The sequence below is a fragment of the Comamonas sp. lk genome (assembly GCF_900564145.1).
Lineage (GTDB): Bacteria > Pseudomonadota > Gammaproteobacteria > Burkholderiales > Burkholderiaceae_C > Comamonas.
Genome location: NZ_UOOB01000002.1, coordinates 187,193 through 198,766, shown reverse-complemented (window position 1 = coordinate 198,766; position 11,574 = coordinate 187,193). Strand labels below are relative to the sequence as shown.

The following is an 11,574-nucleotide window of genomic DNA, read 5'->3' as shown; positions in this document are numbered from 1 at the left end:
GTTTAGAACGTGAAGCCCAGGCGCAGGTGCAGGCGTAGCTGCTTTTCCTGTGCGCCCCAGGCGATATCTGCTTGTATGGGGCCTACGGGGCTTTTCCAGCGAATGCCGGTACCCACGCCGACGCGCATGTACATGTGGTCGAACTCATCGCCCACCGTACCCGCATCGACGAACAGCGTGTGTTCGAAGTCCTGCGTATTGCCCTTGATGGTGACGGGGCGCTGCCACTCGACGCTGCCCGTAGCCAGGTAGCGGCCCGCGATGACGCGGTTGTTGTCGGTGCGCGCGCCAATGGACTGATAGCCGTAGCCGCGCACGGTGTTGTCGCCGCCGGTCAGAAACATCAGCGTGGTGGGTATGTCCACATCTTTTCTGGCCAACACGGCACCGGCCGATGCCCTGAGCTGCAAGCGGCTGCGGCGCCGGGTTTCCTCGTCGCGCTCGCCCATGGGGATCAGGCTCATCCAGCGGCCGGTGATGCGGCCAAACGGTGTTTTCTGCGGGGTCAGCGTGGTGCCGGCACCGGCCTCCCAGGCCAGACCGAAGCCCGAGCTGGGTAGCAGATTGTTGTCGAAGTAGCGTGCCGTCCAGCCGTAGTTGGCCATCAGCGACGAGGCGCCGGGCGGCGCGCCGTCGCCCTGGGTCTTGGCGTAGTCGTATTGCAGATAGTAGTTGCGCTCGATGCGGTTGTCGGCCTTGGAGCGGCCCATGCGCAGCATGGCACTGTTGGTGTTGAAGTCGCCGGCCGGCGAGCGCTCCAGCTTGCCGCCTGCAAACCAGCGCCACAAGTCCTCGCCCGGCAGGCCAGTGACCTGGGTGGAGATCAGCGGGTTCTTCTTGTCCAGCTGCAACTTGCTCACGGCACGCCAGTCCAGTCCCGGCACCTTGTTGTAGATGTGATCGATGGACAGGCGCGGGCCGGTGTCGGTGCTGGCACCCACACCGAACACCCATTTCTGCAGCTTGGCCTCGCGCACCTTGGCAATCACCGGCGAGGTGACCTGGGCGCCTTGGGCGTCGCGGGCCGCCTGGTTTTTCTCTTCGCTGGCCGTTTGCTGCGGGGCATCGGCCAGGGTCAGAAACACCGATTCGTAATAGCCGCTGCTGACCAGGCGCTGCTGTGCATCGAGCATGGCCTGCTGGTCGTATTCCTGGCCTTCAGGCAGGCGGGCAATGCGTGCCGTGCCCACGGGGTCGTAGCGCTCGGCGCCCTCAATTTGCAGCGGGCCGAAGCGGTAGGCCGGGCCGGGCGCATAGGCCACGCTGACATTGGCTTGGTGGGTGTCGGCGTCGATATCGGCCAGGCTGGAGTCGATGCGGGCCAGCGGGTAGCGGCGCTTTTGCAGCTCTCTCAAGCCGCCGCTCTTGGCTCTGCTCCAGGCCGACTGCGAGAACTGTTCGCCGGGTTGCAGCGGCCAGGTCTCCTGAATCTGCAGCCGTTGCGACAGGCCCAGCTCATCGTCGGCATTGACACCGGTAAAGCGCACATCGGATTTTTCAATCAGCGCGGGCGGGCCGGGATCTACTTTCACCACCACCTTGCTAGGCGCATCGTCATCGGGCGTGTCGCTAAGCTCCACGGTCACCGTGGGGCTGAAGTAGCCCAGCGTGCCGATCAGCTCGCGCACATTGGCGTCGGTCGCTCCCAGCAGACGCGTGAGTTCGCGTCGCTGCAGATCGGGTTGATAGCGATAGCGTTTGAGCTCCAGATGCTTTTCCAGCAGCTCGCGAATTTCCTTGGGGGCATCCACTTCCAGCGTGAACGCGGGGTCGCCGGTCGCGACCGCAATGGCCGGATCGGCATCTTTGTCTTTGGGTGAGAGAAGGCTGCAGCCGCCAAGCAGCAAAGCGGCTCCCAAAAGAAGAGTCGGCTTCAAGGCCGGCACTTTCAGAGGCAATTTTTTGGGCATCCTCCTATTTTGACAGCATGCGCATGGCGTCTTCCAAGCCCTTGAGTGACAAAGGGTACATGCGCTGGCTCATCAGCTGCTCGATGATGGAGATGCTCTGGCGGTATTGCCAGACGCCCTGAGGCTCGGGGTTGATCCAGGCAAACTTGGGAAAAGCATGGGTCAGGCGCTGCAGCCACTCGGCTCCAGGCTCCTCGTTCATGTATTCCACCGAGCCCCCGGGTTGCAGGATTTCATAGGGGCTCATGGTCGCGTCACCGACAAAGATCAGCTTGTAGTCCTTGTTGTATTTGCGAATGATGTCCCAGGTCGAAAACTTCTCGGCAAAGCGGCGGCGGTTGTTCTTCCACATGAAGTCGTAGACGCAGTTGTGGAAGTAATAGAACTCCAGGTGCTTCAGCTCGCTCTTCACCGCAGAGAACAGCTCCTCCACACGCTGGATATGCTCGTCCATGGTGCCGCCCACGTCCATGAGCAGCAGCACTTTCACGTTGTTGTGCCGCTCCGGAATCATCTTGATATCCAGATAGCCGGCATTGGCTGCCGTGGCGCGAATGGTGTCGGGCAGATCCAGCTCCAGCTCGTTGCCGTCGCGTGCAAACTTGCGCAGGCGGCGCAGCGCCACTTTGATATTGCGTGTGCCCAGCTCCTGTGAATCATCGTAGTCGCGGTAGGCGCGCTGCTCCCAGACTTTCACGGCGCTCTTGTTGCGGCCGGGTCCGCCTATGCGTATGCCTGCCGGGTTGTAGCCGCCGTGGCCGAAGGGGCTGGTGCCGCCTGTTCCAATCCATTTGTTGCCGCCTTCGTGGCGCTCTTTTTGCTCTTCCAGTCGTTTCTTGAGCGTCTCCATGAGCTCGTCCCAGCCCATGGCCTCGAGCTTGGCTTTTTCCTCGGGGCTGAGCTCGCGCTCCAGCAACTGCTTGAGCCAGTCCTGCGGAATCTCTTTGGTGAGGTCGGCCAGCATTTCCACGCCTTTGAAATAGGCGGCAAAAGCGCGGTCGTATTTGTCGAAATGCTTTTCGTCCTTGACCAAAATCGTGCGGCCCAGATGATAGAAATCATCCAGGCTCCAGTTCTCGCCCTTGGGCCCGACGATGCCGGCATCCAGCGCCTGCAGCAGCATCAAAAATTCCTTGACCGAAACCGGCAGCTTGGCCGCGCGCAAGGTGTAGAAGAAATCAATCAGCATCAAATATGCCTCCAGCGCTTATTTGGCGGTCGCATGCTGCTCCAAAAGATAGAGCAACTGCGCACGGGCTTCCGGCCATTCGCCGCTGCGCATGCTGTACATCACCGTGTCGCGTATCGTGCCGTCGCGGCGCAGTGCATGGCCGCGGATGACGCCGTCTTTTTTCGCTCCCAGGCGCTCGATGGCGCGCTGGCTGGCAAAGTTGAAATTGTCCGTGCGCCAGCCCACCACATGGCAGGCCAGCGTGCCAAAGGCATGGGCCAGCAACAGCAGCTTGGCCGAGGTGTTGACATGGGAGCGCTGCACGCTGGCGGCATACCAGGTGTAGCCGATTTCCACGCGGCGAATGGCGGGAACGATGTCGTGATAGCTGGTGGTGCCCAGCACCTTGCCGCTGGCATCGTCGAGCACGGCAAAGGCAAAGCGGTGGCCTTGCTCGCGGCCCAGCAAGGCGGTTTCAATGTAGCTGCGGGTTTCCTGCGGCTCGGGCACGGAGGTGACGCGAATCTTCCACAGTTCGCCATCGGCCGCTGCGGCGGCAAGCCCGGCTTCATGCTCCAGGCCCAACGGCTCCAGTCGCACGCCGCGGTCGCGCAGGGTGACAGGTTCGATAAATGCCATGATCCACGTCCTCAGTTCTTGCCCGTCTGCACACGCATGCGGGCTCGCCCCAATCTGGCCAGCTTCAGGCCCAGGCCGGCGCACAGGCCCACCAGGGCAATAGCCGCAATGGTGCCCGCACCATAACCGGGGGCAAACAGCTCCAGACCCAGCACATGGGCCAGGCCCCAGCCGGTCAGGGCGCCGCCCACAAAACCCAGCGCGTCGGTACAGCCTTCCAGCAGCAGTTGCTGTGCAGTGCTCATCGCGGTCTCCTTCGGTCGCAAGTACGGCCTATCGGTTGCGCTGGTTCATGAACACCAGCTTTTCAAACAGGCTCATGTCCTGTTCGTTCTTGAGCAAGGCACCCACCAGCGGCGGCACGGTCACCTTGCCGTCTTCGGCCTTGAGCGATTCCGGTGGAATCTCCTCGGCCACCAGCAGCTTGAGCCAGTCGATCAGCTCAGATGTAGAAGGCTTTTTCTTCAGCCCCGGGAGATTGCGCACGTCATAGAAGACCTTCATGGCGGCGCTCAGCAATTCGCCCTGCAGCTTGGGGAAGTGCACGGCCACGATCTGGCGCATGGTCTCCTGATCGGGGAACTTGATGTAGTGGAAAAAGCAGCGGCGCAGAAAAGCGTCGGGCAGCTCTTTTTCGTTGTTGGAGGTGATGAAGACCAGGGGCCGGTGCTTGGCGCGAATCATCTGACGCGTCTCGTAGCAGTAGAACTCCATGCGGTCGATTTCGCGCAGCAAATCGTTGGGGAATTCGATGTCGGCCTTGTCGATCTCATCGATCAGCAGGGCCACGGGCTCATTGGCCGTGAAGGCCTGCCACAGCACGCCTTTGACGATGTAGTTGTTGATGTCCTTGACGCGTTCGCTGCCTTCCACATCGGCCAGCTGGCTGTCGCGCAGACGGCTTACGGCGTCATATTCATACAGGCCTTGCTGCGCCTTGGTGGTGGACTTGATATGCCACTGCAGCAGCGGCATCTTCAGCGCGGAGGCCACTTCTTCGGCCAGCATGGTCTTGCCCGTGCCGGGCTCGCCCTTGACTAGCAGCGGGCGCTGCAGCGTGGCAGCGGCATTGACGGCCAGCATCAGGTCTTGCGTGGCAACGTATTGGTCGGAACCTTGGAACTTCATGGGTGGTCTATCAGCGTAAGTAGGGATAAGCGTGTCAAATTCTCGCTGCCATAATCATTTTCACTGCAGCAAGGCATTGAGCACCCGTCTGAACTCTTGAAGGATTGTGCGCGCAAAATGAGAAAAACTTGGACCACGGTATTGGCAGCAGCTGTCGCATCAGTGACCAGTCTGGCACAGGCCCAGGCCGTCAGCGGCGATGCAAAAGCAGGGCAGGGCAAGATTGCCATGTGTATCGGCTGCCACGGCATTCCAGGCTATCAAGCCAGTTTCCCTGAAGTTTACAAAGTTCCCATGATTGGCGGCCAGAATGCCGCTTACATCGTCTCTGCATTGCAGGCCTATAAAAAAGGCGAGCGCAAGCACCCCACCATGCGCGGCATTGCCGATTCGCTGAGCGACCAGGACATGGCCGACGTGGCAGCGCTTTATGCCAGCCATGGCAAAGCCAAGGACGCCAAGCCCAGGGAAGCCAGCGCAGCAGTTGCCCCGCTGCTGCAAAAAGGCGCTTGTTTCTCCTGCCATGGCGAAGCGTTTTCCAAGCCCATCGATCCTTCCTACCCCAAGGTGGCGGGCCAGTATTCGGATTACGTTTTCCGTGCCCTACAGTCATACAAGACCGAAGGCAATCCCCATATAGGCCGTAGCAACGGCGTGATGGCTGGTATCGCCAAGCAGTTCAACAACAACGAGCTGCAGCTGCTGGCCAAATACATAGGTAGTCTGGACAGCGAGATGCAGGTCGTGGCCCAGCCGCACTTCAAGCTGGGGCAAAAGTAATTTGCATCACCCAAAACACAAAGCCCGCAGATGCGGGCTTTGTGTTTTCGGAAAGGTGGTTGGAATAATGCCTAGTCGTCAAACTCGCGAGGCCTGGGCCAGAGACACAGAGCAAGGGCCGTCCCTCAGCGAGTGTGTCGTCCCCCTCCCGAAGAGAGAGGGGGAGGGCGCGTAGCGCCTCAGGGGGAGCTTTTGAAGCTCCCGTCGCTGGTTGCCAGCCGCTGCACGCCTGCCACATAGGCCTCGCCATCGGGCGGGCGGCCCGAGCGCTGGCTTTCCCAGAGCATCTGGCCTAGGCATTCCATGGTTGCATGGTGGGCGTCGTGCAGATCGCGCTTTTTGGTCAGCAATTCCACGGCCTGGCGAATGCCGCGTGGAGAGTCCACGCTGCATTGCTCGCTGATGGACAGGTGCATGGATAGGTGCAGGAACGGGTTGGTGCGTTCGGGCGCGGCGTCATAGTTGCGCACCAGAGCGGCCTCCACATCGGACAGCTCTGCAAAATACTCGGGGTGCTCATCAATCCACAGACTGGCCAGCGTCTCGATGGCCTCCATGGGGGCGCCGCTGATCATCTTGGCGCGCACTCCGCAAAAAAATCGCCGTACATCGGCTTGACTGGGGTTGAACATGATGGCGCGCAGCGTATCACGCCTCATCCCGGCCGGCTGGCCTGTGGTTTTGGCTGTCCGGCTGCTCGTCCTGCAGCAGCGCGGTGCGCTCCTTGGCCATCTGTTCCACCAGTTGCTGGCGCCCCTGTTTGGCCACGGCAATCAGCTGATTCTGGTTCTGATCCTTGTAATGCGGGTACATGCGCTCGGCCAGGTCCAGATTGTGTTCACGAAAGCGCTCGGCCATGCGTTTGGCATCGGCAGGACTTTCGCCAACCAGTTCCAGCACGGACTGGGCCGACGCCAGGCTGGACTCGAACACCTCGCGCTGTATGTGCGCTATGTCCAAGTCGCGCAGGCGAAACCAGTGGTCCAGATCGCGCGCTCTGGCCACGATTTCCAGATTGGGAAAATGCTTGCGCGCCTGGCTGGCAATCTTGACGGACTGATCGGGGGCGTCCACGGCAATCACCAGCACGCGGGCCTGGGCCGCACCGGCAATGCGCAGCAGATCGACCCGTGTGGCATCGCCATAGAAGACGCGGTAGCCATAGGTCTGAGCGGCCTCCAGCATTTCCACGCTGTGGTCCAGGATGGTGGGGCGTATGCCCTGGGCCAGCAGCACGCGGGCCACGATTTGCCCGTAGCGGCCAAAGCCGGCCACGATGATGGGGGCTTCCTGGGGCTCCGAGATTTCCCTGGCCTTGTCCTGCGGGTCCTGGGCGTCCTTGATGGCCGCAAAGCGGCGCAGCAGCAGCTTGTCCAGCAGCACCAGCAGCAAAGGACCCAGCAGCATGGACAGCGCCACGGCGGCCACCAGCATGGAGGAGACATTGTGCTGGAACACTTTGTACTGGGCCGCAGTCTGGAAGACTACAAAAGCAAATTCGCCGCCCTGGGCCAGCATCAGTGTGAAGACCGGGCGCTCGCGCCAGGGAATGTTCATGACCTTGGCCAGGCCAAAGATCATCAGCGCCTTCAGGCTCAAAAATCCCAGCACCATGGCTGCCATGACCAGCGGCGATTGGAGAATCACGCCGAAATCGATGCTCATGCCCACGGCCATGAAGAACAGGCCCAGCAGCAAGCCTTTGAATGGCTCGATATTGGTTTTCAACTCGCTGCGGTACTCGCTGTCGGCCAGCAGCACGCCGGCCAGAAAAGCGCCCAGTGCCATGGACAGGCCGACCTGCACCATCAGCATGGCAATGCCCACCACCAGCAGCAGCGAGGTGGCGGTGAAGATCTCGGGCGTCTTGCTGCGGGCAATCCAGCGCAGCACCGGTTGCAGCAGCAGTCGTCCGCCGATGATGACGGCGCCAATCGTGCCCACGGTTTTGAAAATGGTCAGCCAGACATGGCTTTCGCCATGGGCGGCGGCTGCTGCCTTGTAGGCGCCCAGAATCGGGATCAGCGCCAGGATGGGAATGGCGGCCACGTCCTGGAACAGCAGGATGGAGAACGCGGCCTGACCGCTGGGCGTGCGCATCAGATTGCGTTCGGACATGACTTGCAGGCAGATGGCGGTGGACGACAGTGCCAGCCCCATGCCGGCGATCAGGCTGACCCGCCATGAAAAGCCAAAGGCCCAGGCTGCCAAAAACAAAATGCCGGTGCAGACCGCCATCTGTGCCATGCCCCAGCCAAAAATCGGTCGGCGCAACTCCCACAGCCGCTTGGGCTGCAGTTCAAGGCCGATGACAAACAGCATGAGCACCACGCCGAATTCGGCAAAGTGCAGTATGTCCTCCACATTGCGCACCAGCCCCAGACCCCAGGGGCCCATGGCAATGCCTGCGCCCAGATAGCCGATGATGGCCCCCAGGCCCAGAGCGCGGGCAAGGGGCACGGCCAGAACGGCCGCAGCAAGATAGGTAAAGCCGTAAGTCAGCCAGATGGGAGCGCTGTGTTCCATATGTGGGTCGTGTTTAATTGGTGTTAACCCGTATTGCTAGAACATTGTGGCACTCAGAAACCGTTGCCAGTTAAAGGCCGGCAGCAAATTTGCAGCCAATCGTTGTGAACGGCATGCAAGGGCTGTCCCGCCTGGGGCTGTCTCGCCAGGGTCTGCAGGCAAAGAGCACAACTTTTAAGATACTGCTCTTGGTTTACGGTTTTGGCGTTTGGGGTTTCTCATGGATTGGCATACTTGGCTGGCGTTTTTTGTGGCTTCCTGGATCATCGCGGTGTCGCCGGGCTCGGGGGCGGTGCTGTCCATGAGCCATGGGCTCTCATATGGCGTGCGCAAGACCAGTGCCACCATCCTGGGGCTGCAACTGGGTTTGCTGCTCATCTTGTTGATAGCGGGGGCCGGAGTGGGCTCGCTGTTGATGGCCTCGGAGATTGCTTTCAACGTGGTCAAGATCGTGGGCGCTGCCTATCTGATCTATCTGGGCATCAGCCAGTGGCGGGCCGGCGGCTCGGCGCTGGCCACGCAGGAGAGCATGCCGCAGATCAGCTTTCAAAAGCGGGTGCTCACCGGCTTTCTGACCAATGCCACCAATCCCAAGGGCATCATCTTCATGGTGGCCGTGCTGCCCCAGTTCATGAGCAGCAACCGCCCTCTGGCTCCGCAGCTGGCGATTCTGGCGGTGACCATGCTGGCTGTGGATACCGTGGTCATGCACAGCTATGCCGCCGGAGCCAGCGCCTTGCGCAGCCTGATGCGCAGTGCCCGCGCCATGCGCAACCAAAATCGCGTCTTCGGCAGCCTGCTGGTGGCGGTGGGTACAGGGCTGTTCTTTGTTCAGCGCGCAAATCAGTAAGCTTCAACATTAAAAGTCATAGCTTCCAGCCATTGCCAGATAAGGGCTGAAGCCTTGTTTTTCTTGATTTTTAGTGGTTTGCCATGACTTGTCGCATGGCTGACAAAGCCTGACATGGGCGCCCTCTACATTGGGTGCATGAAAACCTTCCACTCCTACTCCGAAGTGCTGGCCTGCATTGGCCAGGAAGTTGCGGTCAGCGACTGGGTCACCATCACCCAGGCACAGATCCAGATGTTTGCAGATGCCACGGGCGACCAGCAATGGATTCACACTGACCCGGAGCGGGCCGCCCAAGGCCCGTTTGGCGCGCCGATCGCCCATGGTTTTCTGACTCTGTCGCTGCTGCCCCAGTTCTTTGAATCCACGTTTTCCATCGAGGGCTCGAAGATGGGCGTGAACTATGGCCTCAACCGTGTGCGTTTTGTGGCTCCCGTGCCCGTCAACAGCCGCTTGCGCGCCCGCATGAACTTGCAGCATGCCGAGCGTGTGGAGCCCGACGGCATTCAGATGACCTGGTTGGTCACGGTGGAGCGCGAAGGCAGCGACAAACCGGTGTGCGTGGCTGAATCGCTGGCGCGCAGCTTTGGTGCCGCAGCCTGAGATCTGCCGCATGGCTCTGAAATGAAAAAGCCCCCAGGGTTTCCTTGGGGCTTTGCTGTCTGTGGGTCTGAGCCCTGGCGCTTGCCTAGCGCTTTCCTGGCACAGGCCTTGGTTTTTCATTCGCCGTAGCTATCCAGCAAACCGGCCTTGCCGGCGGCTACTGTTTCCTGGCGTACTTGTTCGCGGCTGAGGGTGGAAGGCTGCTGTGTCTGAGCGGACAAGGGCAGGTAGGAGGCGTCTCCGGACAGCAGCTGACCTTGTGCCAGAGCATCCATGGTCTGGGCCTTTACCTGGGCACGGGTCAGAGTGGATTGGCTTTCGGCCTTGGGTGGGTAATGGCCGCTGGTGAAGTCAAATCCTGCAGCCTGTGCGGCGGCGGCAGACATGGCAAGGGTGGCAACGATTGCGAGGCGGTTGGCGTATTTCATGATGTGTCCTTTGGTACATCGGGCTTGCAGTCCTGACGGAAATCGTCGGTTGGCCGGAAGTCCATGACTCGTACTTTAGGACGATGTAATCCAAAGAAAAATCCCCTGGAGCGAAACTTAATGTCTCGAAATCAGTGCTAATCGGAGGGAACTTATGGCGCAGGCACCGGCTCGGCCAGTGCCGCACCTTCAAAGCCCAGCTGACGCCAGGCTTCAAATACCGTGACCGCCACGGCGTTGGACAGGTTCAGGCTGCGCTGAGACGCCAGCATGGGCAGGCGCAGGCGCTGTTCGTTGGGGAACTGGGCGCGCACCTCGGCGGGCAGGCCCTTGCTTTCCGAGCCAAACACCAGCCAGTCGCCGGCCTTGAAGGCGATGGCGTGTGCCGGGCTGCTGCTATGGGTGGTCATGGCAAACATGCGGCTGCGGTCGGGCTGGCTGGTCTGCAGAAAAGCATCCCAGCTGGCGTGGCGCTGTACCGAGGCGTACTCGTGATAGTCCAGCCCGGCACGGCGCATATGCCGGTCTTCCATGGAAAAGCCCAAGGGCTCGATCAAATGCAGGCTGCAGCCTGTATTGGCCGCCAGGCGGATGACGTTGCCCGTATTGGGTGGGATTTCCGGGGCCACAAGAACGATATGAAACATGGGGCGCTATTGTGCAGTTGGCTGGCCTTGGCTGTGCTGACATGCCGCAGTTCCAGACTTGCCGGTCGGGTTGAGCAGGAACAGGCGCAGATCGGGAGCAAGACCATCACGGTGTTCTGGCGATGACCAGGGCCGACACCGAGGCGGCTCCGGCCTGGAGCAGGCTGCCTGCCAGGGCGTTCAGCGTGGCGCCGGTGGTCATCACGTCGTCAAACAGCAGCAGGTGCTGGCTTTTGATCGCCTCGGCATGCGCAGGTGCGACCTGAAAAACGCCGCGCAGCTGGCGCAAGCGCTGATGACGGCTCAGCACGTGCTGCGGCATATCGGTGTGCTGGCGCTGCACGGCGTGAGAGCGAATTTCCAGTGAGAAGGATAACTGGCGACTCAGCGCGCGCGCCAGCAGCAAGGTATGGTCAAAGCCGCGCTCGCGCAGGCGTCTGGCGGAAGAGGGTACGGGTATCAGTGCATCGCAGCTCTGCAGCAGCGGTTGTGCAGGTGCATGTTCGGGCAACAAGCGGCCCAGGCTGCGGGCCAGCCCGATATCGGCCCTGAATTTGAAGTCGCCAATCAGCTGCTGCCATGGATAGGCATAGTCCACGGCCGCCACACAGGCGGCCAGCGCTGGCGGCTGCCGGAGGCAGGCCCCGCAAAGCGGAGTCGGTGCTGGCAGGTGCAGAGCGCAACGCAGACAGCGGTGGCTGGCCTGGGTCCAGCGCGCAAGGCAGTCGGCGCATAGGCGCTCGGCTGGCCAGCGTCTGCACACGGCGCACTGGCTGGGCAAAGCCTGCAAGGCCGCATCCCAGGGCTGGCGCAGGCGCGAAAGCCATGTCGCATGAAGGTTGGGCATGGAATCAATATACTCGCGCCGCATTGTTTCCCTTTATGGCAGCGG

14 protein-coding genes are annotated in these 11,574 nt (G+C 61.1%); 3 read left to right on the top strand and 11 right to left on the bottom strand.

Annotated elements, in window-relative coordinates; genetic code table 11:
* Positions 1-2: 2 nt before the first annotated feature.
* From EAO39_RS19750 to EAO39_RS19730, 5 genes are all read right to left on the bottom strand, one after another.
* Positions 3-1,790, bottom strand: coding sequence for a BamA/TamA family outer membrane protein (locus EAO39_RS19750; protein WP_240467170.1), 1,788 nt, complete (start codon positions 1,788-1,790; stop codon positions 3-5).
* A 124-nt stretch (positions 1,791-1,914) separates the two neighbouring features.
* Entirely contained in the window at positions 1,915-3,099 is a 1,185-nt protein-coding gene (locus EAO39_RS19745) for a VWA domain-containing protein (protein WP_120971411.1), read from the bottom strand.
* Positions 3,100-3,117: 18 nt separating this feature from the next.
* Entirely contained in the window at positions 3,118-3,720 is a 603-nt protein-coding gene (locus EAO39_RS19740; RefSeq protein ID WP_120971410.1) for a GNAT family protein, read from the bottom strand.
* 11 nt (positions 3,721-3,731) lie between these two features.
* Entirely contained in the window at positions 3,732-3,965 is a 234-nt protein-coding gene (locus EAO39_RS19735; protein WP_120971409.1) for a hypothetical protein, read from the bottom strand.
* Between the two features lie 28 nt (positions 3,966-3,993).
* Positions 3,994-4,848, bottom strand: a complete 855-nt coding sequence (locus tag EAO39_RS19730; protein WP_120971408.1) for a MoxR family ATPase — start codon at positions 4,846-4,848, stop codon at positions 3,994-3,996.
* 117 nt (positions 4,849-4,965) lie between these two features.
* Between EAO39_RS19730 and EAO39_RS19725 the strand changes: the two genes are divergently transcribed.
* Positions 4,966-5,628, top strand: coding sequence for a c-type cytochrome (locus EAO39_RS19725; protein WP_120971407.1), 663 nt, complete (start codon positions 4,966-4,968; stop codon positions 5,626-5,628).
* A gap of 179 nt (positions 5,629-5,807) precedes the next feature.
* Here EAO39_RS19725 and EAO39_RS19715 read toward each other — a convergent pair whose 3' ends face one another.
* Both EAO39_RS19715 and kefC read right to left on the bottom strand, forming a co-directional pair.
* Positions 5,808-6,260, bottom strand: a complete 453-nt coding sequence (locus tag EAO39_RS19715; RefSeq protein WP_120971878.1) for a DUF1841 family protein — start codon at positions 6,258-6,260, stop codon at positions 5,808-5,810.
* Between the two features lie 16 nt (positions 6,261-6,276).
* Positions 6,277-8,154 (bottom strand): glutathione-regulated potassium-efflux system protein KefC, encoded by a 1,878-nt coding sequence (kefC, locus tag EAO39_RS19710; RefSeq protein WP_120971405.1) that lies wholly within the window; start codon positions 8,152-8,154, stop codon positions 6,277-6,279.
* A gap of 220 nt (positions 8,155-8,374) precedes the next feature.
* Between kefC and EAO39_RS19705 the strand changes: the two genes are divergently transcribed.
* Positions 8,375-9,004 carry a LysE family transporter gene (locus tag EAO39_RS19705; protein ID WP_120971404.1) on the top strand — a complete coding sequence of 210 codons (630 nt, stop codon included), beginning with the start codon at positions 8,375-8,377 and terminating at the stop codon, positions 9,002-9,004.
* Here EAO39_RS19705 and EAO39_RS23090 read toward each other — a convergent pair.
* Complete coding sequence (locus EAO39_RS23090; RefSeq protein WP_276209336.1) at positions 8,998-9,120, bottom strand: hypothetical protein; 123 nt, start codon at positions 9,118-9,120, stop codon at positions 8,998-9,000. The two genes, EAO39_RS19705 and EAO39_RS23090, sit on opposite strands and share 7 nt — an antisense overlap.
* Before the next feature lie 22 nt (positions 9,121-9,142).
* Here EAO39_RS23090 and EAO39_RS19700 point away from each other — a divergent pair, with 22 nt between their 5' ends.
* On the top strand, positions 9,143-9,607 hold the full coding sequence (locus tag EAO39_RS19700; protein ID WP_120971877.1) for a MaoC family dehydratase: 465 nt from the start codon (positions 9,143-9,145) through the stop codon (positions 9,605-9,607).
* A 116-nt stretch (positions 9,608-9,723) separates the two neighbouring features.
* On the opposite strand, the gene EAO39_RS19695 is transcribed toward EAO39_RS19700, so the two are convergent.
* From EAO39_RS19695 to EAO39_RS19685, 3 genes are all read right to left on the bottom strand, one after another.
* A complete protein-coding gene (locus EAO39_RS19695; protein ID WP_120971403.1) occupies positions 9,724-10,035 on the bottom strand; it encodes a DUF4148 domain-containing protein in 312 nt (103 codons plus the stop codon).
* Between the two features lie 152 nt (positions 10,036-10,187).
* The gene (gene trmL / locus EAO39_RS19690; RefSeq protein ID WP_120971402.1) at positions 10,188-10,682 is read right to left on the bottom strand and encodes a tRNA (uridine(34)/cytosine(34)/5-carboxymethylaminomethyluridine(34)-2'-O)-methyltransferase TrmL; all 495 of its coding nucleotides are present in this window, start codon (positions 10,680-10,682) and stop codon (positions 10,188-10,190) included.
* Positions 10,683-10,788: 106 nt separating this feature from the next.
* The gene (locus EAO39_RS19685; RefSeq protein ID WP_240467136.1) at positions 10,789-11,529 is read right to left on the bottom strand and encodes a ComF family protein; all 741 of its coding nucleotides are present in this window, start codon (positions 11,527-11,529) and stop codon (positions 10,789-10,791) included.
* Positions 11,530-11,574 lie beyond the last annotated feature (45 nt).

Coding starts and splice junctions, on each gene's coding strand:
- EAO39_RS19745 (WP_120971411.1), bottom strand. CDS start 3,099: ATGCTGATTGATTTCTTCTACACCTTGCGCGCGGCCAAGCTGCCGGTT.
- EAO39_RS19740 (WP_120971410.1), bottom strand. CDS start 3,720: ATGGCATTTATCGAACCTGTCACCCTGCGCGACCGCGGCGTGCGACTG.
- EAO39_RS19735 (WP_120971409.1), bottom strand. CDS start 3,965: ATGAGCACTGCACAGCAACTGCTGCTGGAAGGCTGTACCGACGCGCTG.
- EAO39_RS19730 (WP_120971408.1), bottom strand. CDS start 4,848: ATGAAGTTCCAAGGTTCCGACCAATACGTTGCCACGCAAGACCTGATG.
- EAO39_RS19725 (WP_120971407.1), top strand. CDS start 4,966: ATGAGAAAAACTTGGACCACGGTATTGGCAGCAGCTGTCGCATCAGTG.
- EAO39_RS19715 (WP_120971878.1), bottom strand. CDS start 6,260: ATGTTCAACCCCAGTCAAGCCGATGTACGGCGATTTTTTTGCGGAGTG.
- kefC (WP_120971405.1), bottom strand. CDS start 8,154: ATGGAACACAGCGCTCCCATCTGGCTGACTTACGGCTTTACCTATCTT.
- EAO39_RS19705 (WP_120971404.1), top strand. CDS start 8,375: ATGGATTGGCATACTTGGCTGGCGTTTTTTGTGGCTTCCTGGATCATC.
- EAO39_RS23090 (WP_276209336.1), bottom strand. CDS start 9,120: ATGTCAGGCTTTGTCAGCCATGCGACAAGTCATGGCAAACCACTAAAA.
- EAO39_RS19700 (WP_120971877.1), top strand. CDS start 9,143: ATGAAAACCTTCCACTCCTACTCCGAAGTGCTGGCCTGCATTGGCCAG.
- EAO39_RS19695 (WP_120971403.1), bottom strand. CDS start 10,035: ATGAAATACGCCAACCGCCTCGCAATCGTTGCCACCCTTGCCATGTCT.
- trmL (WP_120971402.1), bottom strand. CDS start 10,682: ATGTTTCATATCGTTCTTGTGGCCCCGGAAATCCCACCCAATACGGGC.
- EAO39_RS19685 (WP_240467136.1), bottom strand. CDS start 11,529: ATGCCCAACCTTCATGCGACATGGCTTTCGCGCCTGCGCCAGCCCTGG.